This window comes from Streptomyces globisporus C-1027 (assembly GCF_000261345.2).
GTDB classification, from domain to species: Bacteria; Actinomycetota; Actinomycetes; order Streptomycetales; family Streptomycetaceae; genus Streptomyces; species Streptomyces pakalii.
This window is the reverse complement of sequence record NZ_CP013738.1, coordinates 7161290-7186737: the sequence shown is the minus strand read 5'-3', so window position 1 is coordinate 7186737 and position 25448 is coordinate 7161290. Positions and strand designations below refer to the sequence as shown.

Genomic DNA, 25448 nt, shown 5'->3' with positions numbered 1-25448 from the left:
AACACCGAACCGTTTCCGGCTACACCTTTTGGACGGTCTCCTCGTACACCTCGAGAGTCCGCCGGGCGACCATGTCCCAGCCGAACTCGCGCACCGCACGTTCGCGGCCCGCCTCCCCCATCCGCCGGGCCGCCGAACGATCGGCAAGCACCTGGTTGATCGCTTCGGCGAGATCCGCCTCGAACCGGACCGGCTCGTCGGCCTCGTACGGGACGAGCAGTCCCGTACCGCCGTCGGAGACGACCTCGGGGATCCCTCCGACCGCGGAGGCGACCACCGGGGTGCCGCAGGCCATCGCTTCGAGATTGACGATGCCCAGCGGCTCGTACACGGAAGGGCAGACGAACACAGCCGCTCTGCTCAGGAGTTGGATGACGTCGGGCCGCGGAAGCATGTCCGGTATCCAGTGGACCCCGTCGCGCGAGCGCTTCAGTTCGCCGACGAGTTCGCGGAACTCGGCTTCGATCTCCGGAGTGTCGGGCGCGCCCGCGCAGAGCACCAGCTGCGCCGAGGCGTCGAGCCTGTGGGCGGCGCGCAGCAGGTGCGGAACGCCCTTCTGGCGCGTGATGCGCCCGACGAACAGGACGAAGGGGCGGTCCGGGTCGACACCCAGCCGGCGCAGTACATCCACTCCGGGAACGGGCCGGTACAGGCGGGTGTCGATGCCGTTGTGGACGACCCTGACCCGGTCGGGATCCAACTGCGGGTAGCAGCCGAGGATATCGGCACGCATGCCGTGCGAGACGGCGATCACCGCGTCAGCGGACTCCACGGCGGTGCGCTCGGCCCAGCTGGACAACGCATAGCCGCCGCCGAGCTGTTCGGCCTTCCAGGGCCGCAGCGGCTCCAGCGAGTGGGCGGTCATCACATGCGGGATGCCGTGGAGCATTCCGGCGAGGTGGCCCGCGAGGTTGGCGTACCAGGTGTGCGAGTGCACGAGGTCGCGGCCTTCGAGCGCGGCGGCGATGGACAGGTCCACGGAGAAGGCGCGCAGCGCGTCGTTGGCACCGTCCAGCTCCCGGCCGGGCCGGTGCCTCACCACCCCGTTCGAGGCGCCTTCGCCCCAGGAGTGGACTTCACCCCAGGTGTGGACCTGCAGGTCGGTGAGTGCGCGTAACTCCTGCGCCAGAAACTCGACATGGACACCGGCGCCGCCGTAGACGTCCGGCGGGTACTCCCGGCTCAGCAGTCCCACCTTCACGTCTGTCCCCCTCATGTCGTCGATGTCTTCCTGCCCTTGATGGTCACTCGCATGCCTCTGCGAGGGAAGAACACGGCACGGAACACGAGCAACCCTGCGGTACAGCGCCCCAGAGGACTGATCGGTGGAACGGCGGTTCTTCATAGCGCTGGGCAGTGATCGCTGCCAACACCTGCCTGCCGAGGAGCAGCTGGAGTTCGTCCAGACCGGCAAGCCGGCCGACGGCCAAAACTTCGCCCCTGGGCTGACGACGTCGCCCTGACCCCCGGGGCCGTCGTGGCTCACGCCCTGAACTGGTCCACTACCGGGCCATCGGCATCATCCGGCTCGTCCAACGCCCTCTCCAGGCTGAACTGCTTCTGCTGGGCGTTGGACTGAACGGCTTCTATACGACCCTTACGTCCGTCGCCGAAGTCGTAGTGGCCCAAGGTCCAGTAGTCCTCGTACTCGGGGAGCGCGCCGAAGTTCATGAATGTGGCGACGACGATCTTGCGGCCCTTGCGGAACTCGTCCACTGTCACGCGCGTCGAGTCCAGAGTCATCGTTGCCTCTACGTGTTCCCAGCCGCGGTCCCCCGCGTACTGAAGCGCATGGGCTCGATAGTTGAATGCCATGTAACCATCATGGCCTGCACCGGATACCTCTCGCCGTCAGTCACCCGGCGAACCGTCTGCAGGAGAGCCAAGGGCCTGGACGTGTGACAGAACAATACGGCGGCATTCGAGATCGACGTCGATGATCTTCACAGTCAGGGTGTCACCGACCTCGACGACGTCTCCGGACGATTCATCCAGCTCGTCGGCGTGCAAGAGCCCTTCGAAGCCGTCCTTTCGCTCCTCGATCCGGACGAAGACACCGAACGGCACGATCTTGGTGACCGGCCCCGTGACCACGGGTGATCGAAGGGACGCCAGGACAACTCCGGAATGTTGATCATCGCGGTAAAGCCGCCGATGTCCACGAAGGTGACGCCGAAGCCGGCGATGTTCGTCACTGTGCCGGTGACGAGTTGGCCGCGCCGCAGGGTCCTCAGGAACGCCCAGTCCCGGTCACCGGGCGTCGGCTCGGTCTGCCAGCGCGCACGCAGAACGCCGTCGCTGTCGGGCAGCACAGCGGTGTACAGGGGGAGATCTTCGCCGCTGTACATGGATACGACGCCGACAGAACGCGCACCGGCGAGTTGGGAGATCACTGCCTCGAACTGCGTCTCGTCCACGACGGTGCTCGTGATCTGCCCGTCCTCGTCCTCCCGGACGATCTCCACGAGGCCTTCGTCGGGCAGAGCGGCCACGGCCTCCCCGACGTCGGTGAGCAGGTCCGGCCGCACCGCCAGCTGGGAGCGTGGGGCCAGTTGGGAGCGCACAGTCTCGATGCTGTCGCGCGTCAGGCGGTGCCATCGGGAGGCATTGGCTGCGAAGACCTCCTCCAGGAACACCTCGCGGTGGCAACTGACGGTCCAGCTAAGGCGGGTCCAGAAGTCGGCGTCAGCCGGCCGCTGCACGTACGCGGCGTCATCAGGGGTGAAGTCGTAGGGCGAGGCGCTTATTCGCTCCGGGAACAGGCCGAGTGCGCGGGTGCGGGCCAGTGCGGTTTCGCAGGGCAGGTCGCTGCCGATGCAGAGGTACTGGTCCCGGCCGACGTGCACCGTGAACGCTCCCTCCGCCTCCAGGCGGCACCAGGCGCCGTTGTCGCGGAGCATGGGCCGGACGAGTTCCAGGCCGACGGCGATCGGCACCAGCGCGCCGTCGTGGAACCCGGCCGGGCCGGCCTGGAACAGGTCGGCCCGGCCGTAGCCCTCGACCGGTGGCTCCAGGCCGAAGTGGACGAAGCCTCCGATCTGCGGCTCGCGGATCTCCAGCTGGTCGATGCCGGCAGCCTCCGCGAAGGCGGCAACTGCCGTGAGGTAGGCCTCCTCAACCGGCCCGTGGTCACTGACCGTGTCCTCGGCACCGGTGTAGTGACCGCGCTCGTCACGGTGGGCGGGGTCGTACTTGGTGATCCGGTGGACGAACGGCGGCACGCTGCTCCCTGGGTGGCATGAAGGGGGTTCCAGCGTATGTTCCGTGGCCACACCCGCTGTGTGTACTCGGCGGCAGCGCCTACCCTCGCAACGTCTCCAGCAGCCGCAGCCACACCTCGCTGATCGTCGGGTACGCCGGAACCGCGTGCCACAGGCGGGCGATGGGGACCTCCCCCGCGACCGCGACCGTCGCCGAATGGAGGAGTTCGCCGATGCCCGGGCCGACGAAGGTGACGCCGAGCAGGATCTCGCGGTCCAGGTCCACGATCATCCGGGCGCGGCCCCGGTAGCCGTCGGCGTAGAGGCCGGAGCCGGCGACGGAGGCGAGGTCGTGGTCGACGGCGCGGACCCGGTGGCCGGCGCGTTCGGCCTCGGCGAGGGTCAGGCCGACGGAGGCGGCCTCGGGGTCGGTGAAGACGACCTGGGGGACGGCCGCATGGTCGGCGGTGGCGGCGTGGGGGCCCCAGGGAGCGGTGTCCAGGGGGGTCTCCGCGGCGCGGGCGGCGATCGCCGCGCCCGCGATCCGGGCCTGGTACTTGCCCTGGTGGGTCAGCAGGGCGCGATGGTTGACGTCCCCGACCGCGTACAGCCAGTCCGTGCCCTCGACGAGGCAGCTGTCGTCCACGGTGAGCCAGGAGCCGGGTTCGAGGCCGACGGTCTCCAGGCCCAGGTCGTCCGTGCGCGGGGCCCTGCCGGTGGCGAAGAGGATCTCGTCCGCCTCGACGCGGCCGCCGTCGTCCAGGTCGACGGTGACCGGGCCGTCGGGTGCGGGGCGGTGCAGGGCGGTGACGGAGACGCCCGTACGGATCGTGGCCCCGGCCTCCGTGAGCGCGTCGGCGACCAGCTCGCCCGCGAACGGCTCCATCTTCGGGAGCAGACCGCCGCCCCGGATCAGCAGGGTCACCTCGGAGCCCAGCGCCTGCCAGGCGGTGGCCATCTCCACGCCCACGACTCCCCCGCCGACGACCACGAGCCTGCCGGGAACCTCCTTGGCGCTGGTGGCCTCACGGCTGGTCCAGGGGCGCGCCTCCTCGATGCCGGGGAGGGCGGGTACGACGGCCCGGGTGCCGGTGCTGACGGCGACGGCGTGCCGGGCGGTGAGGCGGTGCTCCGTGCCGTCGGGGCCGGTGACGGTGACCTCCCGGGGGCCGGTGAGCCGGCCCGTACCGCGGTACACGTCCGCTCCGACGCTCTCCAGCCAGGCGACCTGGCCGTCGTCCTTCCAGTGGCTCGTCTCCTCGTCCCGTTTGGCGAGGACCGCTCCCACGTCCAGGGGGCCTTGCACGGCGACGCTGAGTCCCGGCACCCGGCGGGCGTCGGCACGGGCGACGACGGGGCGCAGCAGCGCCTTGCTCGGCATGCAGGCCCAGTAGGAGCACTCACCGCCGACCAGCTCGGATTCCACCACCGCCGTGGTGAGCCCGGCGGCGCGGGCCCGGTCCGCCACGTTCTCGCCCACGGGTCCCGCGCCGATGACCACTACGTCGTAGGGCGAGCCCTCGGAGATCTTGCCTGCGTCAGTCATGGAAACAGTCTCCTCGCGGGTGTGCGCACCGGCCACATGGGCAGGCGGAATAGCGCAAGTGCAGTCACCGTTGTGCCCGACAGGACCCCACGGGCACAGGAAGAGGTATCCCCAGCATGAGCACCGTCGAGCTCACCAAGGAAAACTTCGATCAGGTCGTCAGCGACAACGATTTCGTCCTGATCGACTTCTGGGCTTCCTGGTGTGGCCCCTGCCGGCAGTTCGCGCCGGTCTACGACTCGGCCTCCGAGCGCCACCCGGACCTGGTCTTCGCCAAGGTCGACACCGAGGCACAGCAGGAGCTGGCGGCTGCCTTCGATATCCGCTCCATCCCGACGCTGATGATCGTCCGGGACAACGTCGCGGTCTTCGCGCAGCCCGGCGCACTGCCCGAGGCGGCCCTGGAGGACGTCATCGGACAGGCGCGGAACCTGGACATGGACGAGGTCCGCAAGTCGGTCGAGGAGCAGAAGCGGGCGGCCGAGGCGGGGCAGGGCCAGCCCGAGGCTCAGTAGCCGTCGGGCCGGGCGGCTGTCTCAGGCGCCCGGCCGACGCTCGCCCTCGGACCCCGCGACGCGGACCGACATGCCGTAGTCGAGTTCCTCGCCGTCGATGAGCACGGCCTCCACCGTCCGGGTCTCCGGATCGACGTCGGCCTCCATGCCCTCGCCGGCGTACCGGGGATAGCCCGAGGCCCCCGTCTCGCCGGTGGCGGCGACGACCGCGGAGCGGATCGGCCGTCCGGGGGCCCCGGACCGCGTCCGGCTGTGGTCGGGGATCAGGAGCAGCTCGTAACTCTGCGGGTGGCTCATGCCTCCGACGCTAGACACGCGCGGCGCGCGGCGCATGCCCAGCGCCGGAGGCGGTCAGCTGGATTCCCGGTGGACGGCGCTGGTGCGGAGCAGGTCGTGGTGGACCGGTGGCCCGCCCGGGTGCTGGACCATGCGGTCGATCGTCTCCGCCAGGGGCTGCGGCATGGCAAGCTCCATCCGGACGGTGCTCAGCCGGGGGCGCAGCAGCCTGCCTATGAGGGAGTCGTCCGCCCCGATCACCGCCGTGTCGGCGGGCACGTCCACTCCGGCGTCCTGGAGGGCGCGCATCATCAGCATGGCGTACTCGTCGTTGTACGCGAACACCGCGTCCAGTCCCAGTTCCGGCCAGCGGGCGGCCAGCTGCTGCGCGGACTCCTCCTCGTAGCGCAGTGGCAGCGGGCAGACGCGGGCCGCGTCGGCTTCGGCGGCGCGCCGGGCGCCGGCGAGGCGGGTTTCGGAGAATGCCTCCCGGCACGGTTCCTGGGGCATGACCACGCCGATGTGGCGGCGGCCGCGGGCCAGCAGGTGTTGCACGGCGCTTTCCCCGACCCGGCGTTGGTCCATGACCAGGCCGTGCGCCCCCGGTACCAGGTCGGGCCCCAGGGTGATCACCGCTTTGGCCCCGGAGCGGGTCAGGATGCCCGTGCCGTGCGGGGTGAGGGTGATGCCCGGCGGTACGACGACGGCGACGGGCCGCAGTTCGGCCCAGGCCGTGGCCGCCTCGTCGGCGGTGAGGCCGACGCTGCCGTACTGCACGACGGTGTAGTCCAGTCGGCGCAACCCCGACTGGAGTTCTTCGAAGAAATACTGGTGCAGCGGGCCCCCGGGTATGTGGCCGGAGGGCAGCAGGACCATGCGGCTGTGTCCCGCGCGCAGACTGCGGGCGGCCGCGTGCGGCACGTAACCGAGTTGGAGGGCGGCCTCCCTGACCCTGCGTCGGGTGGGATCGCTGATCCGGACGGTGGCGTTGTTGTTCAGCACGTACGACACGGTGGCCCGGGACACTCCGGCGAGGCGGGCCACATCGGCGCTGGTCGGGACGGAGACTTCGGCGGGCTGCTTGGGTAACTGGCTCATGGCGTCGGGCAGTCTTCCAGACCCGTGGGAGCGGGTTTCGGCCCGGGGCCCGCAGGTCCGGTCACGGTGGCCGGAACACCGCCCCGCCGTTCCGGTCCGCCGCCCCGATCCCGGGATCCGGGGCCAGGGGTTCTACGGTGTGGTGATGACGTTCCACGACAGCGCCTACCGTTCCGACAACCCCTTTGACGTGCCCGGCAGCAGCGGGCCGACCGCCACCGTGCAGGCCGATCCGGCCGAGGTGGGTTCCGTGCGCACCTCCTACGCCCCCGATCGCGACGGCGATCCCGATCCCGGCGAGATCGTCTGGACCTGGGTGCCCTTCGAGGAGAACGACGGGCGCGGGAAGGACCGGCCGGTGCTCGTCGTGGCCCGCGAGGAGGCGGGCACGCTCCTCGCCGTCCAGCTCTCCAGCAAGCAGCACGACCGGGACCACGAGTGGGTGTCTCTGGGCGCGGGCCCGTGGGACAGCTCGGGGCGGCCGTCCTGGGCGGATCTGGACCGGGTGCTGCGGGTCCACGAGGACGGGATGCGCCGCGAGGCGTGCGCGCTGGACCTGGAGCGTTTCGACCGGGTCGTCGGGCGGCTGCGCGAGCGGTACGGCTGGAGCTGAGCGGCTCCCCGGCGTGTGTCCGGTGGAAGCTGAGGGCCCCGGGGCGTGTCCGGCCGGTCAGGACCGGGGGTGCGACGCCTGCGACGGCACCCCGGAGCGCGGCCCGGGCGGGCTCCGCGTCAGGCGAAGGTCCGGGTGAAGGCGGCCCGGACGGCGGAGTCGGGGTTCCGGTCCAGGATCCCGAAGACGATCTGCTCGAAGTGGCCGCCGAACCGGCCCCCCTCGCCGATCAGCGCCCGGAACGCCTCCGCGACCTGCCCCGGGTCGTTCTGGAAGACTCCGCAGCCCCAGGCGCCCAGGACGAGCCTGCGGTAGCCCCGTACGGCCGCGACCTCAAGGACCCGTTCGGCGCGGGAGGCCAGGGCGGCGGGGACACGGTGGGCGTCCTCGGGGGTCTGCCGTCGGATCACTCCGGCGTTCGGCGCGGGCGAGGTGAGGAATCCCGCCGCGTACGGGGCGTCCAGGAAGTGGCCGCGGTCGTCGCGGAAGACCGGCACGCCGGGCGAGTGGATCACCCGGTCGGTGTAGAAGGCGCTGCGTTCCGCGCGGTGGTGCGCGTAGTACTCGGGAGCGCGAAGGAGGGTCGTGTGGAGGGCCGATCCACGGCACAGGGCCTCCTCCTGGGCCTGGGCGCCGTTGAGATAGCCGCCGCCGGGGTTGCGGGCCGAGGCGTAGTTCAGGACGGCGACCCGGCCGGGGGCCTCGCCGGTCATCCGGCGGGCTGCGGCGAGGCTGCTCTCGGCGGTGACCTCGATGTGCGGGCTGCGGTCGGTGTCCAGGGCGGCGACGGGCACCGGATCGGGGCCGTAGAGCCGGGTGCCGGAGCGTGCCGCGGCCACCGCTTGTTCGATGGACACGCCCTGACCTGCTGCGTTGCGATATCGCCCGGCCTCGACGACCGCTTCCGTCTCGCGCGCGATCCCGCGCAGCCGCGCGCTCACCGGCGCTCCCCCGTGTGGTGCATACGGGGCATGCTGACGGGGAACCCGGCCTGGGCGCAATCGGATTTTCCTGGCTCGGGGGCACCCTTGTGCGATCTCCGGGTACGGGTTTGGCTGGTAGGCAGACAGCTGAGAAGGAGGCCCTCATGGCCTTGGACATTCCCGGCGTGACCGGCTCGCGCCCGGACGCCACCCCGCTCGACGAGAGCGGGGCAGAGGATTTACTGCGCGGCATATGTTTCAAGACGGGTCCGCCCCGGACCGTGGGCGTGGAACTCGAATGGCTCATCCATGACCGGGAACGTCCGCACGTCCCGGTCGAGCAGGAGCGGCTGGACAGCGCCGTCGAGGCGGTCCGCGCGCTGCCCCTGAGCGCGGCGCTGACCTTCGAACCGGGCGGGCAGCTGGAGCTCAGTTCGCAGCCGGCCGGTTCGTTGATGGAGTGCGTCGCGACGACCGCGGCCGATCTGGCGGCGGTCCGTGCCTCGCTCGGCGCGGCGGGGCTCGCGCCGGTCGGGCTCGGCGTGGATCCGTGGCAGACCGCTCACCGCAGACTGCGGGAGCCGCGCTACGAGGCGATGGAGGCCGCTCTGGACCGCTCGGGGCCGGCCGGGCGAGCCATGATGTGCACCTCCGCGTCGGTCCAGGTCTGTCTGGACGCGGGCGAGGAGGAGCCGGGACCGCTCGGATACGGGCGGCGCTGGCAGCTCGCACACCTGTTGGGCGCGGTGCTGGTGGCGGCGTTCGCGAATTCGCCGTTCCAGCGGGGCCGCCGGACCGGCTGGTCGTCCACCCGGCAGTCGCTGTGGGCCGACCTCGACCCGGGCCGGACCCTCGCCCCGGGCACCGGGCGCGCGCCCCGCGAGGCCTGGGCCGCCCATGTCCTGGACACGACCGTGCTGTGCATCCGCTGCGAGAGCGGCCCGTGGGACGTCCCCGACGGGCTCACCTTCCGCGAGTGGATCCGCACCGGTTCGCCCCGGCCACCGGTGCAGGCCGATCTCGACTACCACCTCACCACGCTGTTCCCGCCGATCCGGCCGCGCGGCCATCTGGAACTGCGCATGATCGACGCGCAGAGCGGGCCCGACGGGTGGCTGGTGCCACTCGCTGTCGCCACGGCCCTGTTCGACGACCCGGAGGCCGCCGAGACCGTGTACCGGGCCGTGAAGCCGCTGGCCGAGACGGCGGGCGCGTCGGCGGCCCCGCGCAATCCGCTCTGGACGGCCGCCGCCCGCGACGGGCTCGCCGACCCGGAGCTGAGAGCCGCGGCCATCACCTGCTTCGGGGCGGCGCTCCCGGCGCTGGAGCGGATGGGTGCGAGCGACGCGGTGCGTGACACGGTGGCCGTCTTCACCGACCGCTATGTCGCCCGGGGCCGATGTCCGGCCGACGATCTGCCCGAGCCGGGCGACCTCATCGATCTCAGCCTGCTGACCGACCGGAAGGCGGCCTCCGCATGACCGAGCACCGTGAACACGAAGAGCACCGCGAAGGCTCCGAGCCCCGTGAGCTGTCCGACGCGTTCGACCCCACCCAGGTCTCCGGTCCCACCGCCGCCGGTTTCCCCTTCGCCTCCGGGATCGATCCGGAGACCCTGCGGCAGCGGGCCCTGGATGCTCTGCTGGCCGCGCGCGACCGCACCACGCTGCTCACCGACAGCGTGGATGACGGTGAACTGACAGCCCAGCACTCCCCGTTGATGTCCCCGCTGGTCTGGGACCTGGCACACATCGGCAACCAGGAGGAGCAGTGGCTGCTGCGCGCCGTCGGCGGCCGGGAGGCGATACGCCCGGAGATCGACGGGCTGTACAACGCCTTCGAGCACGCGCGCGCCTCGCGCCCCTCGCTGCCGCTGCTGGCCCCCGCCGAGGCCCGGACGTACGCCTCCGACGTACGGGGGCGGGCGCTGGAGCTGCTGGAGGGTACACCTCTGCACGAGGGCGGGGGGCCGCTGGCACGATCCGGGTTCGCCTTCGGGATGATCGCCCAGCACGAACAGCAGCACGACGAGACCATGCTGATCACCCATCAGCTGCGCGCCGGACCGGCGGCGCTCACCGCGCCCGCCCCTCCTGCCCCTCCCGGGCCCGTCGGCACCGAGGTCGTTCCGAGCGAAGTCCTCGTCCCCGGTGGCCCGTTCACGATGGGTACCTCCGCCGAGCCGTGGGCGCTGGACAACGAACGCCCCGCGCACCGGCGCGAGGTGGCGGCGTTCCACCTGGACGCCTCGCCGGTCACCTGCGGCGCATACCTCCGCTTCATCGAGGACGGCGGATACGGGGACGAGCGCTGGTGGGCACCCGACGGCTGGGCCATGGTCCGTGAACACGGATTGTCCGCACCGCTGTTCTGGCGGCGGGAGGCGGGCCAGTGGCTGCGCCGCCGGTTCGGGGTGACCGAGCAGGTGCCGTACGACGAGCCGGTGCTGCACGTCAGCTGGTACGAGGCGGACGCGTACGCCCGCTGGGCGGGGCGGCGACTTCCCACGGAGGCCGAGTGGGAGAAGGCCGCCCGGCACGACCCCGCGTCCGGCCGCTCGCGGCGCTATCCGTGGGGCGACGAGGATCCGACGCCGGAGCGGGCCAACCTGGGGCAGCGCCACCTGCGCCCGGCGCGGGCCGGGGCGTATCCGCTGGGCCGATCTCCCTCCGGAGCGGGGCAGTTGATCGGCGATGTGTGGGAGTGGACCGCCAGCGACTTCCTGCCCTATCCGGGGTTCGTGGCGTTTCCCTACCGCGAGTACTCGGAAGTGTTCTTCGGTCCGGGGCACAAGGTGCTGCGCGGCGGGTCGTTCGCCGTGGACCAGGTCGCCTGCCGGGGCACCTTCCGCAACTGGGACCTTCCGGTGCGGCGGCAGATCTTCTCCGGCTTCCGCACAGCGAGGGATGCCTGATGTGCCGTCATATCGCTTACGTGGGCGAGCCAGTGGCGCTGGGAGAGGTGCTCGTCGGGCCTCCGCACTCCTTGGTGCGACAGTCCTGGGAGCCGCGCCGGCAGCGCTACGGCACGGTCAACGCGGACGGCTTCGGCGTCGGCTGGTACGCCGAGGGTGATCCGGCACCCGGACGCTACCGCCGCCAGGGCCCCATATGGGGCGACGAGACCTTCACCGATCTGGCCCGGGTGGTCCGCAGCACCGCGCTGCTCGCCGCCGTACGGGATGCCACCGAGGCGGGTGCGGACGGGGAGGCCGCAGCCGCGCCGTACACCGCCGGGCGGCTGCTGTTCAGCCACAACGGGGCGGTGAAGGGCTGGCCCGCTTCGCTCGCCGGCGCGGCCGCCGCCCTGCCCGCCGAGAAGCTCCTGTCGCTGGCCGCCCGGAACGACTCGGCGCTGGTCTGGGCGCTGATCCTGCACCGTACCGACGCCGGGGACGATGTGCCGCGTGCCGTCGCGGAGACGGTCCGCGAGGTCGCGGCCGCCGCGCCCGGCTCCCGGCTGAATCTGCTGCTCACCGACGGCGCCACCATCACGGCGACCGCCTGGGGCGACACCCTCTGGTACCTCACGGACCCGGGCCGCCGCACCGCGGTCGCCTCGGAGCCGTACGACGACGACCCGCTCTGGCGCGAGGTCCCCGACCGCACCCTGCTGGTCGCGACCGCCTCGGACGTCCTGCTCACCCCGCTCAAGGAGCCCCCCGCGTGAGTCCTTATTCGCTGACCCGCACCCTGCCGGTGGACGCGACGGACGCGGCGCTGCGCGCCGATGTCCTCAGCGGCCTGACCCGGCATCCCAAGACGCTGCCGCCGAAGTGGTTCTACGACGCCCGCGGCAGCGAGCTGTTCGAGGAGATCACCCGGCTGCCGGAGTACTACCCGACCCGCGCGGAGCGGGAGATCCTGCAGACCCGGGCCGAGGAGATCGCCGCCGCTTCGGGGGCCCGGACCGTGATCGAGCTGGGCTCGGGGTCGTCCGAGAAGACCCGCCATCTCCTGGAGGTCCTCCCCGAGTTGCACGCCTACGTCCCGGTGGACGTGAGCGAGAGCGCGCTGACGGGGGCGGCCGAATCGCTGCTCGCCGAGCACCCCGGTCTGTCCGTCCACGCGCTGATCGCGGACTTCACCACCGGCCTGGTCCTGCCGGGGACGCCGGGCCCCCGGCTGGTGGTGTTCCTGGGCGGCACGATCGGCAATCTGCTGCCGGAGGAGCGGGTGACGTTCCTGCGGTCGGTGCGTTCGCTCCTCTCCCCCGGTGACGCGCTGCTGCTGGGCACGGACCTGGTGAAGGAGGAGGAGACGCTGGTGGCCGCGTACGACGACGCGGCCGGAGTGACGGCGGCCTTCAACAAGAACGTCCTGAGCGTGGTCAACCGTGAGCTGGGGGCCGATTTCCCGCTCGACGGCTTCGATCACCGCGCGGTGTGGAATCCGGAACAACGGTGGATCGAGATGCGGCTGCGGGCCCGGCGGGCGCTGAGCGTCAAGATCCGGGAGCTGGACCTCGTGGTGCCGTTCGAGGCCGGTGAGGAGCTGCGTACGGAGGTGTCGGCGAAGTTCCGGCAGGAGGACGTCCGTGAGGAGCTGGCCGCCGCCGGGATGCGGCTGGCTCAGTGGTGGACGGACTCGGCGGGCCGGTTCGCCCTGTCGCTGGCCACGGCGGTCTGACGGGGCTCTTCGGGGCCGAGGACGGCCGTTCGCGCCCTGCGGGCCAGGGCGCGGCGACCGTCCTCGCCGTCCGCGGGGATCGGCGCGAGCACGTCGACGTGGGCGGTGAGCCCGGACGCCCGGACAACCCGCCACAAGGAGGCGGCCAGCGGGTCGGCCCCGACGAACGCGACCGCGCCCGCGGCGGAACCTGCGGGGTGTTCCGCAGTGCTGTGTGCCGCCGTGCGATAGGTGATGCGGACCGGCCGGACCGTCGCTCCGGCCTCGATCGCCGCCTGGAACACGGCGGGCCGGAACATGCCGCCGGCTCCCCGGCCGCACCAGGTGCTGCCCTCGGGGAACACCACGACCCGGGAGCCGGAGCGCAGGGCCGTCGCGATGGTCCGAACGGCGGCCGGCAGCGCGCGCAGCCGGTCGCGGTCGATGAACAGGGTGCCGCCGAGCGCGGCGAGGGACCCCAGGAGCGGCCAGCACCGGATCTCGCGCTTGGCGACCATCCGGCCGGGCAGTACGGACGCGACCAGCGGTATGTCGAGCCAGGAGATGTGGTTGGCGACGACCAGTTCGCCGCCGCCCGGGGCCCGGTCCGGCGCGTGCAGCCGGACCCTGACGCGTACGCCGAAGGCCTGCGGGACGGCGCCCGCCCAGCGCCGGGTCAGCCGGCGGCGGGGACCGGCCCCGAGCAGCCGGACCAGCGGGACGCAGGCCACCCCCAGCAGGACCAGGGCGCAGCCGGACAGCAGAAGGAGCGCGGCGGACAGCGGAGCGCGTACGGTCCCGGTGTGCCGGGCGCAGCCGTCCGGGGTGCACGGGGCGACGGGCAGCCAGCCGGTCATCGCAGCGGTGCCAGGGAGAGGAAGTGGCGCAGGTAGCGCGGGTCGGTCCGGCGCAGCGAGAGCAGGACGTACAGGTCGGCGACGTTGAAGTCGGGGTCGTACGCCGGGGCCCCGCAGACCTGGGCGCCGAGCCTGAGGTAGCCGCGCAGCAGGGGCGGGAGGTCGGTCCGGGAGCCTGCTTCCGGACCGTGCGCGGAGGAGTCCCAGAGGCGGAGCGGGGTGACCCAGTACTCCTGGGGTGCGAGGTGGGCCGCGCGTACGGTGTTCCAGCTGCGGGCGGCCGACGTGCCGCCGTCGGCCAGCGGGAGGGAGCAGCAGCCCGCGATCCAGGTGTGGCCGGTGCGCTCCATGTAGCGGGCGAGTCCGGCCCAGACGAGGGCGATGACCGCGCCGTCGCGGTGGGCGGGGTGGACGCAGGAGCGGCCGACCTCGACGAGGTCGTGGCGGATCGGGGCGAGGTTGCCGAGGTCGAACTCGCTCTCCGCGTAGAGGCGTCCGGCTGTGCGGGCCCGGTCCGGCGGGAGCAGCCGGTAGGTGGCGACGACGTCCCCTGTGGCGGTCTCCCGGACCAGCAGGTGGTCGCAGTACGCGTCGAAGACGTCGCTGTCCAGACCGGGTTCGGGTCCCTCCAGCCGGGCTCCGAGCTCCCCGGCGAACACGAGGTGGCGCAGTCGCTGCGCCGCGCGTACGTCTTCCTGGGAGGTGGCGAGGGAGACCCGGTAGGCCGGTTTCGGGGCGGTGGCGGGCTCGGGGGCGGGGTTCGGGGCGTAGGCGGGAGCGGCGGCGTGGTGCGGGGCGACGGGCAGCACGGTCATGGCGGTCTCCGGGGACGGGAGCGGTAAGGGGCCGGGCCGTCGCGGGTGCGACGCACCGACCCCTTACTTCTTCCGTCACCGGCTGGATTCGACGTGACCGCAGCGGGGAGCGCGGATGTGCGACGGCTGAATCCCCGGGACGGAGCGTCCGCCGGGCCGCCGTCCGGATGGTGCGTGAGCCGCCGTCAGCCTCCCCGGGCGCGGGATCAGCCGGTGCCGGTGCCGGTGAGCAGAGCGGTGATGCGCTCGGAAGCGGACTTGGCCTCGCGGGCCGGGTCGCCGCCCTGGAGCACGGCCGTCATGTAGGGCTTGATCGGGTTCTCCGCCTCGACTCTGGCCCACTGGGCCGAGTTGGGGGTGGCGCGGCCCCGGGTGGCGCCTTCCGCCATCGCCGCGGTGCCCTCCTCGCCCTCGATGACGTGGGCGAGGCTCGGCTTGTTGGGGACGTAACTCATGCCCCGGGCCAGCTCCGTCTGCCACTTCTCGCTCGCCAGCGCCTTGACGACGGCGATGCCCGCGCTGCGCTCGTCGGCGTTCTTCGGGACGATGAGGTCGGAGCCGCCGGTGAATACCGAACCGGGCACTTTCGCGGTCTTGCCGGGAATGGGAAAGTAGCCCAGCTTTCCCTTGAGCTCGGGATTCTTCTGCTCGATGAGCGCGGCGCTGCCCGGCACCGAGATGATCTGGGCGACGTCCCCCTTGGCGAATACGTCGGTCTGCGGGGGCTTCTCCTCGTCGGCGTCCTTGGGGCCGTCGCCGAGCGCCTGGAGTTTCTGGTAGAACTCCATGCCCGCCAGGGCTTCCGGGGTGTCCAGGGCACCCTGCCAGTCGCCGCCGTTCTCGTCGGCGAGCTCGCCGCCCTCGTCCCAGATGAATCCGGCGAGCACGTACCAGTTCTGGCCGGCCAGGTAAATGCCTTGGTTTTGGCTGTTGTTGAGCTTCTCGGTGGCGGCGATCCACTCGGCGCGGGTCTTCGGGACGCCGTCGATGCCCGCCTCCTGGAAGATGTCCTTGTTGTAGATCACCACGCGGTTGGCCGCGTACCAGGGGATGCCGTACTGCACGCCGTTGATGCTGCCGGGCTGGGCCAGGCCGGGCAGCCAGTCCTCACTGCCGAGGTCGCGCATCGATTCGAGGGTAAGGTCCCGCAGGCCGCCGCTCTCCGCGTACTGCGCGACCTGGGTGTTCCCGACCTCGATCACGTCCGGGGCGTCGTCGCCCTCCAGCGCGGAGATGACCTTGGGGCCGATGCCGCTCCACTCCTGGATCTGGAAGTCCAGCTCGATCGAGGGGTTCTCCTCCTCGTACGAGCGGGTGAACTTGTCCAGGAAGCCGGGCGAGACGCTGTCCTTCATCAGCCAGACCGTCACTGTGCGGTCACCGCCGCCCGATCCCGAAATGTAGCCGCATCCACCGAGTGCGACGGTCGAGACAAGCGCGATGGCTCCAGCCAGTATGCGGTTCTTCACGTGGTCACCTTCTGCGAAACGGCACAACGAAATCGGACCCGGTGTGGGGGGATTGCGGGCGGCGCTCGCACGGGTGGTTGGCTGAATTTTGGTATGGACCAATGGGTAGGTCAAGGCGGACGCCTCTCCCGATTCACCCCACCGTCCCCCTCGCGGGACGCCGCGGATTGGGGCACCGTGGTCACAGGAGAGGAGACAAACAATGGCGAATCACACCTATCGGGTCACCGAGATCGTAGGAACCTCCGACGAGGGCGTCGACGCGGCGATCCGGAACGGCGTCGCAAGAGCGGCGGAAACGTTGCACAATCTCGATTGGTTCGAGATTAATCAAGTTCGCGGCCATATCGAAGATGGCCGAATCGCGCACTACCAGGTCGGCCTGAAGGTGGGCTTTCGGCTCGACGAAAACAGCTGATCAGGTACGCCCCTCGCGCTCCTGGGCCTCCTTCAGCGCGTCCGACGGGTCGGCCCAACGGGCCCGCACCACAGCAAATCCGGCCACCTCGGCCGCATCGCAGACCAGTTCGTCGTCGTCCACGAGCATGCGCACCTGCCCCGTCCGCCCCAGCCGCCGGAGGATGTCCAGCTTCGTCCGGCGCGCGGGGCGCCGGTCGTCGTTGCGCCGCATGAACAGCTCGCCCTCGGGCAGCCCCTGACGGCTCAGCCAGCGCACCGTGTCGCGACGGCACCGCTCGGGCCGGCCGGTCAGATAGACGATCCGGCACTCCTCGGCGTTCGCGAGGACCATCCGTACGCCCTCCGGGAGCGGCGGGTCGTCCACGGCCGCGGCGAAGAAGCCGGCCCAGTCGCGCTTGGCGCCCTCCAGGAAGTGCTGCCGGTGGGCGGTGCCCGCGAGCGTGTTGTCCAGGTCGAATACGGCCAGCGGCCGTGCGTCGTTGCTCACTCCCCCAGCTTAGGAAGCATCTCGGGAATCCCTGCGGAACGAGCGCGTTGAACAGAACGTGAGCTCTGTGATCGCGTCGGCCCGCTTCTCCGTCCTGGACCGCTCCCGCACCCGTGAGGGGCACGAGACCGCCGGGGCGCTGCGCGACACCGTCGATCTGGCCCGGGAGGCGGAGGCGCTCGGCTTCCACCGCTTCTGGGTCTCCGAGCACCACGGCGTGCCGGGGGTCGCGGGGTCCGCGCCGACGGTGCTGGCCGCCGCCGTCGCCGCCGCGACCTCCACCATCCGGGTCGGCACCGGCGGAGTGATGCTGCCCAACCACCGGCCGCTGGTAGTCGCCGAGCAGTTCGGGGTGCTCGCCTCTCTCTTCCCCGGCCGGATCGACATGGGTCTCGGCCGCTCCGTGGGCTTCACCGACGGTGTACGCCGGGCGCTCGGCCACGGCAAGGAGGACGCCGAGGACTTCCCCGGACGGCTGACCGAACTGCTCGGCTGGATCGACGGCACCCAGCAGGCCCACCCCGGGGTGCACGCCCATCCGGCGGAGGGCCTGCGGATCCCCGCGTACGTGCTCGCGATCGGCGAGGGCGCGGCGGTCGCCGCGGCCGCCGGGCTTCCCCTCGTCATCGGCGACCTGCGCGGCCGGGACAAGGTGCTGCGCGCCATCGAGGTCTACCGCCGCGACTTCCGCCCGTCGGCCCGCGCCGAGCGCCCCGAGGTGATCGTCGCGGGCACGGTGGCCGTCGCCGGCACCGAGGAGGCGGCCCGTCGGCTGCTCGTACCGGAGGCGTGGGCCATGGCGTACTCCCGTACGCACGGGGACTTCCCGCCGCTGGCCCCTGCCGAGGCGATCGAGAGCCGCGCGATGACGGCGAAGGAGCGGGAGCTCTACGAACGCGGGCTCGACGGTCATATCCACGGCACGGAGGACCAGGTCACCGAGCAACTGGAGCGGGCGATCAAGGAGACCGGGGCGGACGAGGTGCTCGTGACGACGAGTACGTACGACCGTGGGGCGCTGGTGGATTCACTGCGGCGGCTCGCCCGGATCACCCGCCCGCAGGCCCGGGGCGACGAGCGGACGCCGCAGCGGGGCCTCGACGTCCGATAGCCGCCGGACCCAACGACGAGAAGCGGGAACGCTGGGAGGCATGACCCACTCTCCGACGACGGATTCCCGGGCGGTCCTCGCCGCCATGTACACAGCCGAAGCCCGCTATCTGGCGGCCGGCGGGCCGGGCACCGTCTCCTTCGACCTGCTGGCCCCCTGCTTCGCACCCGATGTGGTCCTGCATCAGGCGGCCGCGCTCCCGTACGGCGGGGACTGGCGCGGACACCGGGGCATGGAGCGGTTCTTCCGGGCGATGAGCGACACCTGGGCCGAGTTCGAGCTGGTGGCCCAGGACTTCCTGGCCACCGGGGAGACCTCGGTGGTGCGCACGATCGTCCGCGCCAGGTCCCGGGCGACCGGGCGGGAGCTGACGTTCCCCATCCTCCAGACCCTCACCGTCCGGGACGGCCGGATCACCGAGGTGCGGCCGTTCTACTGGGACACCGACGCAGTCGTCCGCGCCTGCACCCCGTGAGGCACGGCCGCCGGATCCCGGGCGGCCGCCGTCGGGGCCGACGCCTAGGATCGAACTGTTTGTCCGAAGGTGTCAGAACCCCACCCGTACGGAGCCGAGCCTCATGCACTCCCCCCACGATCCGTACGTCCGGGTGCTCGGCGCGCGCGAGCACAACCTCCAGGACGTGAACGTCGACATCCCGCGCGACAGCCTGACCGTCTTCACGGGCGTGTCGGGATCGGGGAAGTCCTCACTGGCGTTCGGCACGATCTACGCCGAGGCGCAGCGCCGCTACTTCGAGTCCGTGGCGCCCTACGCCCGGCGGCTGATCCACCAGGTGGGTGCGCCCGCCGTCGGAGAGATCACCGGGCTGCCGCCCGCCGTCTCGCTGGAGCAGCGGCGCTCCGCCCCGGGGGCCCGGTCGTCCGTCGGGACGGTGACGACGCTCTCCAACTCGCTGCGCATGCTCTTCTCCCGCGCGGGCGACTACCCGCCGGGGGCCGAGCGGCTGGACTCCGATTCCTTCTCCCCCAACACCGCCGTCGGGGCGTGCCCGGAGTGCCACGGTCTGGGGCGGATCCACCGGACGGACGAGGAGCTGCTCGTCCCGGATCCCTCGCTGTCGATCCGGGAGGGGGCGATCGCCGCCTGGCCGGGCGCGTGGCAGGGGAAGAATCTGCGGGATGTGCTGGACGCGCTGGGCTACGACGTCGACCGGCCGTGGCGGGAGCTGGATCCGAAGGACCGTGAGTGGATCCTGTTCACCGACGAGCAGCCGGTGGTGACGGTGCATCCGGTGCGGGACGCGGGCCGGATCCAACGCCCGTACCAGGGCACGTACATGAGTGCGCGGCGCTATGTGCTGCACACCTTCGCCGACACCAAGAGCCGGTCGCTGCGGGCGAAGGCGGAGCGCTTCCTGACCAGTGCCCCGTGCCCGGTGTGCGGCGGGAGCCGGCTGCGGCCCGAGGCGATGGCGGTGACGTTCGCCGGGCGGACCATCGCGGAACTGGCCGGGCTGCCGCTGTCCGTGCTGGCGGAAGTGCTGGCGGGGGCGGGCGCGGGCGGCGAGGAGACGGCCCGGGTGCTGACGGCCGATCTGCTGGCGCGAATCGGGACGGTGACGGAGCTGGGCCTCGGCTATCTGAGCCTGGACCGGACGGCCCCGACGCTGTCCTCCGGTGAGCTGCAACGGCTGCGGCTGGCCACGCAGTTGCGATCGGGGCTCTTCGGTGTCGTGTACGTCCTGGACGAGCCGTCGGCCGGTCTGCATCCGGCGGACACGGAGGCGCTGCTCGGGGTGCTGGGGCGGCTGAAGGAGGCCGGGAACTCGGTCTTCGTGGTGGAGCACCAGATGGACGTGGTGCGGCGGGCGGACTGGCTGGTGGACGTGGGCCCGCTGGCCGGGGAGCACGGCGGGCGGGTGCTGCACAGCGGGCCGCCGCAGGGACTCGCCCAGGTGCCGGAGTCGGCGACCCGCCGCTTCCTGTTCCCCGAGGACGGCCGGGACCCGGCACCGGTACGTGAGCCGCGCACCCCGTCCGGGTGGATCCGGCTCACCGGAGTGGAGCGGCACAATGTGCGCGGCGTCGACGCGGCGTTCCCGCTCGGGGTGTTCACGGCGGTGACCGGGGTCTCCGGCTCGGGCAAGTCGACCCTGGTCGGCCAGGTGCTCGCCGGGGTGCTGGCGGACCGGCAGCCGGGCGAGGAGGCGACCGGGGCGGGCGAGCGGTTCTGCGCTTCCGTCACCGGCCTCGATGCGGTGGACCGGCTCGTCCAGGTCGACCAGAAGCCCATCGGGCGTACGCCCCGGTCCAATCTGGCGACGTACACCGGCCTGTTCGACGCCGTACGGAAGCTGTTCGCGCGCACGGAGAAGGCTCGGGAGCGCGGCTACGGGGCGGGGCGGTTCTCGTTCAACGTGAGCGGCGGGCGGTGCGAGACCTGCCAGGGCGAGGGATTCGTCTCGGTGGAACTGCTGTTCCTGCCCAGCACGTACGCGCCCTGCCCGGACTGTCATGGTGCGCGCTACAACCCGGAGACCCTGGGCGTCACCCTGGACGGCCTGACGATCGCTCAGGTCCTCGATCTGACCGTGGAGTCGGCGGCGTCGTTCTTCTCCGGGACGCCCGCCGCCGAGCGCGCGCTGAGGACCCTGCTGGACGTGGGGCTGGGCTATCTGCGGCTCGGCCAGCCCGCCACGGAACTGTCCGGCGGCGAGGCGCAGCGCATCAAGCTGGCGACGGAGCTCCAGCGCACCCGGCGCGGGCACACGCTGTATCTGCTGGACGAGCCGACGACGGGGCTGCATCCGGCCGATGTGGAGGTGCTGATGCGGCAGTTGCACGCGCTGGTCGACGGCGGGAGCACGGTGGTGGTCGTGGAGCACGACATGGCCGTGGTGGCGGGCGCGGACCATGTCATCGACCTGGGCCCGGAGGGCGGGGACCGGGGCGGCCGGATCGTCGCGGCCGGCACCCCGGCCGAGGTGGCGCGTAGCGCCGGGAGCCGTACGGCCCCGTATCTGGCGAAGGCGCTGGGCAGCTGACAGCTTGGATCCCGTACGGCTCCGGACGCGATCGGAGCCGTACGGGATCGACTCACCTGGTCAGCGGCGGACTTTGCGGGTCGCCCGCAGCCACTCCTTGTTCATCGCGGCGATCGACGGCAGCGGGATGCCCTTCGGGCAGGCCGTGGCGCACTCGCCGGTCAGGGTGCAGCCGCCGAAGCCCTCCTCGTCCATCTGGGCCACCATGTCCAGGACGCGGGTCTCGCGTTCGGGGGCGCCCTGCGGCAGGACGTTGAGGTGGTTGACCTTCGCCGAGGTGAAGAGCATCGCCGAGCCGTTGGGACAGGCGGCGACGCAGGCTCCGCAGCCGATGCACTCGGCGTGCTCGAAGGCGAAGTCGGCGTCCGGTTTGGGCACCGGAGTGGCGTGGGCGTCCGGGGCGGTGCCGGTGGGAGCGGAGATGTAGCCGCCGGACTGGATGATCCGGTCGAACGAGGAGCGGTCGACGACCAGGTCCTTGATGACCGGGAAGGCGGAGGCGCGCCAGGGCTCGATGTCGATCGTGTCGCCGTCGGAGAAGGACCGCATGTGGAGCTGGCAGGTGGTGGTGCGCTCCGGGCCGTGGGCGTCGCCGTTGATGACGAGGCTGCACGCGCCGCAGATGCCCTCGCGGCAGTCGTGGTCGAAGGCGACGGGCTCCTCCCCGGCCAGGGTGAGTTCCTCGTTGAGGGTGTCGAGCATCTCCAGGAACGACATGTCGGCGGAGATGTTGTCGACTTCGTAGGTGGCCATGGCGCCGGGCTCTTCGGCGTTGCGCTGACGCCAGACGCGCAGGGTGAGCTTCATGCGTAGCTCCGCTGGGTGGGGTGGACGTACTCGAAGACGAGGTCTTCCTTGTGCAGGACGGGGGCGCCGCCGGTGACGGTGAACTCCCAGGCGGCGGCGTAGGAGAACTCCTCGTCGCGCCGTTCGGCCTCGCCGTCCGGGGTCTGGGACTCCTCGCGGAAGTGGCCGCCGCAGGACTCGGCGCGGTGCAGGGCGTCGAGGCACATGAGCTCGGCGAGCTCCAGGTAGTCGACGATGCGGTTCGCCTTCTCCAGCGACTGGTTGAACTGCTCGCCGGTTCCCGGGACCTTGATGCGGCGCCAGAACTCCTCGCGGATCTCGGGGATTTTCGCGAGCGCCTTGCGCAGGCCGTCCTCGGTGCGGGCCATCCCGCAGTACTCCCACATGAGTTCACCGATCTCACGGTGGAAGGAGTCGGGGGTGCGGTCGCCGTCGACGGAGAGCAGCAGGTTGATGCGGTCCTCGGTCTCCGCCACCACCTCGGCGACGGCGGGGTGTTCGGCGTCGACGTTCTCCGTGTGCGGGTTGCGGGCGAGGTAGTCGTTGATGGTGGAGGGCAGGACGAAGTAGCCGTCGGCGAGGCCCTGCATCAGGGCGGAGGCGCCGAGCCGGTTGGCCCCGTGGTCGGAGAAGTTGGCCTCGCCGATGGCGAAGAGGCCGGGGATGGTGGTCTGGAGGTCGTAGTCGACCCAGAGGCCGCCCATCGTGTAGTGCACGGCGGGATAGATCCGCATGGGGACCGTGTAGGGGTCCTCGTCGGTGATCCGCTGGTACATGTCGAAGAGGTTGCCGTACTTCGCCTCGACGGTCTTGCGGCCCATGCGCTGGATGGCCTCGGCGAAGTCCAGGTAGACCCCCTGCCCGCCGGGGCCGACGCCGCGCCCCTCGTCGCAGACGTTCTTGGCGGCGCGGGAGGCGATGTCGCGGGGCACCAGGTTCCCGAAGGCGGGGTAGATGCGCTCCAGGTAGTAGTCGCGCTCGTCCTCGGGGATCTGGTTGGCCGGGCGGGTGTCGCCCTCGGCCTTGGGGACCCAGATGCGGCCGTCGTTGCGCAGCGACTCGCTCATCAGCGTCAGCTTGGACTGGTGGTCGCCGGTGCGCGGGATGCAGGTGGGGTGGATCTGGGTGAAGCAGGGGTTGGCCATGTAGGCGCCGCGCCGGTGGGCCCGCCAGATCGCGGTGGCGTTGGAGTTCATGGCGTTGGTCGACAGGTAGAAGACGTTGCCGTAGCCGCCGGTGGCCAGGACGACGGCGTCGGCGAAGTAGGTGTCGATCTTTCCGGTGACGAGGTCGCGCGCCACGATGCCGCGTGCCTTTCCGTCGACCACGATCAGGTCCAGCATCTCGGTGCGGGCGTGGAGTTCGACGCCGCCGGTGGCGATCTGCCGGGAGAGCGCCTGGTAGGCGCCGAGGAGGAGCTGCTGTCCGGTCTGGCCGCGCGCGTAGAACGTACGGGAGACCTGGACGCCGCCGAAGGAGCGGTTGTCGAGGAGGCCGCCGTACTCGCGGGCGAAGGGGACGCCCTGGGCGACGCACTGGTCGATGATCTCGACGGAGATCTGGGCGAGCCGGTGGACGTTGGACTCCCGGGCGCGGAAGTCGCCGCCTTTGACGGTGTCGTAGAACAGCCGGTGGATGGAGTCGCCGTCGTTGCGGTAGTTCTTTGCGGCGTTGATGCCGCCCTGGGCGGCGACCGAGTGGGCGCGCCGGGGCGAGTCCTGGAAGCAGAACTGGACGACGTGGTAGCCCTGTTCGGCGAGGGTGGCGCCGGCCGCGCCGCCGGCCAGCCCGGTGCCGACGACGATGACGGTGTGTTTGCGCCGGTTGGCGGGGTTCACGAGTTTGGCTTGGAAGCGGCGGGTGTCCCAGCGTTCGTTGACGGGGCCCTCGGGGGCCTTGGTGTCGACGGCGGGCTCGCCCGTGCGGTACTGCGTGTAGTCGGGCATGTCAGCTCACCACTCCGGTCATGACGGCGACGGGTACGGAGACGAAGCCCAGGGTCAGCACCGCCGCGAGGACGCCTGCGAGGGTCTTCAGGATGCGGTCGCGGGTCGCGTTGCCGACGCCGAGGGTCTGTGCGGCGCTCCAGAATCCGTGCTGGACGTGGAGGCCCATGGCGAGCACCGCGACGATGTAGATGACGTTGCCGTACCAGGTGGAGAAGGTGTCGATGACGTTCTGGTACGGGTGCCCGGCCTCGAAGCTCGTGTGCACGGTGCCGGTCGTCAGGTCGAGGATGTGCCAGACGATGAAGAGCGCGAGGATGATTCCGCCCCAGCGCATGGTCCGGGTGGCGTAGCTCGCGCGGGGCCTCTTGTGGACGTACTTGACCGGGCGCGCCCTGATGTCGCGGCGGCTCAGCTGGTAAGCCGAGACGCCGTGCAGCACGACGGCGGCGACGAGCCCCACACGGACGAGCCAGAGCGCCCACTCGTAGTGCAGGATCGGTTCGCCCATGGTGCGCAGCCAGTGGGCGTACCCGTCGAACTCACCGGGTCCGAAGAAGATCTTCAGGTTGCCCACCATGTGGGCGACGAGATATCCGAGCATGACCAGACCGGTCACGGCCATGATCGTCTTCTTGCCGACGGTCGAGTCCCAGAGCGTACGCGTCATCGACGGCCGTCGGTCCGTCCGCGTTGCCAATGCCATGGACACGACGGTAGGGGCGGAAGGCCCGATCAGTCCAAGACATGGTCCAGCTGATCTCCATAGGCAGCGCCTATCGGTGAGGCTTATCGTCGGCGTATGCACTTCCAGCAGCTCACCTACTTCGTGGCCGTCGCCGAGGCCCGGCACTTCACCCGGGCCGCCGAGGCGGTGCATGTGTCGCAGCCCTCGCTCTCCCAGCAGATCCGGGCGCTGGAGGCGGAGCTGGGCGCGGATCTGTTCAGCCGGGCCCGGGGCAACATCACCCTCACCGACGCGGGCGAGGCGCTGCTGCCGCTGGCCCGGCGGATCCTCGCCGACGCGGAGACGGCGCGCCACGAGGTCCAGGAGCTGGTCTCGCTGCGCAGCGGCCGGGTGCGTCTCGGGGCGACGCCCAGCCTGTGCACCGGGCTGCTGCCGGACCTGCTGCGCGCCTTCCACGACCGGCATCCGGGGGTGCGGCTGCTGCTGGAGGAGGGCGGCTCGCACGATCTCGTACGTCAGCTGGCGCGCGGGGCGCTCGATCTGGCGCTGGTGGTGCTGCCGCTGCCGGCCGCCTCGCCCGCGCTGACCACGGTGGAGCTGCTGCGGGAGGACCTGGTGGTGGTCTCCGCCGCGACGGAGCCTCCGCCGGGACGGGACGGCTCGATCCGGATCGCGGATCTGGAGGGAGCACCGCTGGTGATGTTCCGGCACGGGTACAACCTGCGGGAGCTGACACTCGCCGCATGCCGCGCGGAGGGCTTCGAGCCGACGTTCACCGTCGAGGGCGGCGAGATGGACGCGGTGCTCGGTTTCGTACGGGCGGGGCTCGGCATCGCCGTGGTGCCGAGCATGGTCGCCGCCCGGGCGGGCCACGACCTGCGCAGGACCACGCTGGCCGGGGGCGGGCTGCGGCGCACGATCGCGCTGGCGCACCGCAGCGACGTGGACCCGCCCCGGGCCTCGCGCGAGCTCCAGCGGATGCTGCTGGAGCACCGGCCGGTGCCCGGCTGACCGGGCGGCACCGGGCGCACGGCCTGCCGGGCGGCGGCCGGGCGCGCGGTCGTC

Annotated in this window: 25 protein-coding genes and 1 pseudogene; 11 read left to right on the top strand and 15 right to left on the bottom strand. The window is 71.5% G+C overall.

What is annotated here, in order from left to right; translation table 11 throughout:
* Positions 1-19 precede the first annotated feature (19 nt).
* The 5 genes and pseudogenes from glgA to WQO_RS31735 all read right to left on the bottom strand — a co-directional run bounded on the left by glgA (position 20) and on the right by WQO_RS31735 (position 4746).
* Entirely contained in the window at positions 20-1201 is a 1182-nt protein-coding gene (glgA, locus tag WQO_RS31750; RefSeq protein WP_010058963.1) for a glycogen synthase, read from the bottom strand.
* A gap of 281 nt (positions 1202-1482) precedes the next feature.
* On the bottom strand, positions 1483-1815 hold the full coding sequence (locus WQO_RS31745; protein WP_029182133.1) for a hypothetical protein: 333 nt from the start codon (positions 1813-1815) through the stop codon (positions 1483-1485).
* Between the two features lie 36 nt (positions 1816-1851).
* Positions 1852-2034 (bottom strand): annotated as a pseudogene (locus tag WQO_RS36995) (S1 RNA-binding domain-containing protein); the annotation flags it as partial.
* Complete coding sequence (locus WQO_RS31740) at positions 1950-3221, bottom strand: S1 RNA-binding domain-containing protein (RefSeq protein ID WP_010058960.1); 1272 nt, start codon at positions 3219-3221, stop codon at positions 1950-1952. The pseudogene WQO_RS36995 and the gene WQO_RS31740, both read right to left, overlap by 85 nt.
* Positions 3222-3300: 79 nt before the next feature.
* Entirely contained in the window at positions 3301-4746 is a 1446-nt protein-coding gene (locus WQO_RS31735; RefSeq protein ID WP_010058959.1) for a dihydrolipoyl dehydrogenase family protein, read from the bottom strand.
* Between the two features lie 116 nt (positions 4747-4862).
* Here WQO_RS31735 and trxA point away from each other — a divergent pair, with 116 nt between their 5' ends.
* Positions 4863-5261 carry a thioredoxin gene (gene trxA / locus WQO_RS31730; RefSeq protein ID WP_010058956.1) on the top strand — a complete coding sequence of 133 codons (399 nt, stop codon included), beginning with the start codon at positions 4863-4865 and terminating at the stop codon, positions 5259-5261.
* A gap of 21 nt (positions 5262-5282) precedes the next feature.
* Here the strand turns inward: trxA and WQO_RS31725 are convergent, their stop codons facing one another.
* Entirely contained in the window at positions 5283-5558 is a 276-nt protein-coding gene (locus tag WQO_RS31725) for a hypothetical protein (RefSeq protein ID WP_010058954.1), read from the bottom strand.
* 54 nt (positions 5559-5612) lie between these two features.
* Entirely contained in the window at positions 5613-6635 is a 1023-nt protein-coding gene (locus tag WQO_RS31720; protein WP_010058952.1) for a LacI family DNA-binding transcriptional regulator, read from the bottom strand.
* Between the two features lie 145 nt (positions 6636-6780).
* Here WQO_RS31720 and WQO_RS31715 point away from each other — a divergent pair, with 145 nt between their 5' ends.
* Complete coding sequence (locus WQO_RS31715; RefSeq protein ID WP_029182132.1) at positions 6781-7248, top strand: type II toxin-antitoxin system PemK/MazF family toxin; 468 nt, start codon at positions 6781-6783, stop codon at positions 7246-7248.
* Between the two features lie 119 nt (positions 7249-7367).
* Here WQO_RS31715 and WQO_RS31710 read toward each other — a convergent pair whose 3' ends face one another.
* Positions 7368-8189 carry a TIGR02452 family protein gene (locus WQO_RS31710; RefSeq protein ID WP_010058949.1) on the bottom strand — a complete coding sequence of 274 codons (822 nt, stop codon included), beginning with the start codon at positions 8187-8189 and terminating at the stop codon, positions 7368-7370.
* A gap of 146 nt (positions 8190-8335) precedes the next feature.
* Between WQO_RS31710 and egtA the strand changes: the two genes are divergently transcribed.
* The 4 genes from egtA to egtD are packed head-to-tail and all read left to right on the top strand — an operon-like array spanning position 8336 to position 12799.
* Positions 8336-9652, top strand: coding sequence for an ergothioneine biosynthesis glutamate--cysteine ligase EgtA (egtA, locus tag WQO_RS31705; protein WP_010058948.1), 1317 nt, complete (start codon positions 8336-8338; stop codon positions 9650-9652).
* On the top strand, positions 9649-11085 hold the full coding sequence (gene egtB, locus WQO_RS31700; RefSeq protein ID WP_010058947.1) for an ergothioneine biosynthesis protein EgtB: 1437 nt from the start codon (positions 9649-9651) through the stop codon (positions 11083-11085). Before egtA ends, egtB begins: the two co-directional genes overlap by 4 nt.
* On the top strand, positions 11085-11840 hold the full coding sequence (gene egtC / locus WQO_RS31695) for an ergothioneine biosynthesis protein EgtC (RefSeq protein WP_029182131.1): 756 nt from the start codon (positions 11085-11087) through the stop codon (positions 11838-11840). Before egtB ends, egtC begins: the two co-directional genes overlap by 1 nt.
* Positions 11837-12799: an L-histidine N(alpha)-methyltransferase gene (gene egtD / locus WQO_RS31690; RefSeq protein WP_010058945.1), complete on the top strand. Its 963-nt coding sequence runs from the start codon at positions 11837-11839 to the stop codon at positions 12797-12799. The genes egtC and egtD overlap by 4 nt, the downstream gene beginning before the upstream one ends.
* On the opposite strand, the gene WQO_RS31685 is transcribed toward egtD, so the two are convergent.
* From WQO_RS31685 to WQO_RS31675, 3 genes are all read right to left on the bottom strand, one after another.
* Positions 12742-13635: a lysophospholipid acyltransferase family protein gene (locus WQO_RS31685; protein ID WP_010058944.1), complete on the bottom strand. Its 894-nt coding sequence runs from the start codon at positions 13633-13635 to the stop codon at positions 12742-12744. The genes egtD and WQO_RS31685 overlap by 58 nt on opposite strands.
* Positions 13632-14450: a GNAT family N-acetyltransferase gene (locus WQO_RS31680; protein ID WP_010058942.1), complete on the bottom strand. Its 819-nt coding sequence runs from the start codon at positions 14448-14450 to the stop codon at positions 13632-13634. The genes WQO_RS31685 and WQO_RS31680 overlap by 4 nt, the downstream gene beginning before the upstream one ends.
* 206 nt (positions 14451-14656) lie before the next feature.
* The gene (locus tag WQO_RS31675) at positions 14657-15919 is read right to left on the bottom strand and encodes an extracellular solute-binding protein (protein ID WP_029182130.1); all 1263 of its coding nucleotides are present in this window, start codon (positions 15917-15919) and stop codon (positions 14657-14659) included.
* A gap of 202 nt (positions 15920-16121) precedes the next feature.
* Between WQO_RS31675 and WQO_RS31670 the strand changes: the two genes are divergently transcribed.
* Positions 16122-16337 (top strand): dodecin, encoded by a 216-nt coding sequence (locus WQO_RS31670; protein ID WP_010058938.1) that lies wholly within the window; start codon positions 16122-16124, stop codon positions 16335-16337.
* Here the strand turns inward: WQO_RS31670 and WQO_RS31665 are convergent, their stop codons facing one another.
* Entirely contained in the window at positions 16338-16826 is a 489-nt protein-coding gene (locus WQO_RS31665; protein WP_010058936.1) for a phosphatase domain-containing protein, read from the bottom strand.
* A 58-nt stretch (positions 16827-16884) separates the two neighbouring features.
* Between WQO_RS31665 and WQO_RS31660 the strand changes: the two genes are divergently transcribed.
* The 3 genes from WQO_RS31660 to uvrA all read left to right on the top strand — a co-directional run bounded on the left by WQO_RS31660 (position 16885) and on the right by uvrA (position 20942).
* A complete protein-coding gene (locus WQO_RS31660) occupies positions 16885-17937 on the top strand; it encodes an MsnO8 family LLM class oxidoreductase (RefSeq protein WP_032748087.1) in 1053 nt (350 codons plus the stop codon).
* Between the two features lie 40 nt (positions 17938-17977).
* Complete coding sequence (locus tag WQO_RS31655; RefSeq protein ID WP_010058934.1) at positions 17978-18412, top strand: nuclear transport factor 2 family protein; 435 nt, start codon at positions 17978-17980, stop codon at positions 18410-18412.
* A gap of 103 nt (positions 18413-18515) precedes the next feature.
* A complete protein-coding gene (gene uvrA / locus WQO_RS31650; RefSeq protein ID WP_010058933.1) occupies positions 18516-20942 on the top strand; it encodes an excinuclease ABC subunit UvrA in 2427 nt (808 codons plus the stop codon).
* Positions 20943-21002: 60 nt separating this feature from the next.
* On the opposite strand, the gene WQO_RS31645 is transcribed toward uvrA, so the two are convergent.
* From WQO_RS31645 to WQO_RS31635, 3 genes are read right to left on the bottom strand one after another with little or no spacing between them, the layout of a single operon-like run.
* A complete protein-coding gene (locus WQO_RS31645) occupies positions 21003-21749 on the bottom strand; it encodes a succinate dehydrogenase/fumarate reductase iron-sulfur subunit (protein WP_010058932.1) in 747 nt (248 codons plus the stop codon).
* On the bottom strand, positions 21746-23695 hold the full coding sequence (locus tag WQO_RS31640) for a fumarate reductase/succinate dehydrogenase flavoprotein subunit (protein WP_010058931.1): 1950 nt from the start codon (positions 23693-23695) through the stop codon (positions 21746-21748). The genes WQO_RS31645 and WQO_RS31640 overlap by 4 nt, the downstream gene beginning before the upstream one ends.
* Position 23696: 1 nt before the next feature.
* The gene (locus WQO_RS31635; protein WP_010058929.1) at positions 23697-24365 is read right to left on the bottom strand and encodes a cytochrome b subunit; all 669 of its coding nucleotides are present in this window, start codon (positions 24363-24365) and stop codon (positions 23697-23699) included.
* Positions 24366-24497: 132 nt separating this feature from the next.
* On the opposite strand from WQO_RS31635, the gene WQO_RS31630 reads away from it, so the two are divergent.
* Entirely contained in the window at positions 24498-25394 is an 897-nt protein-coding gene (locus tag WQO_RS31630; RefSeq protein WP_010058927.1) for a LysR family transcriptional regulator, read from the top strand.
* Positions 25395-25448 lie beyond the last annotated feature (54 nt).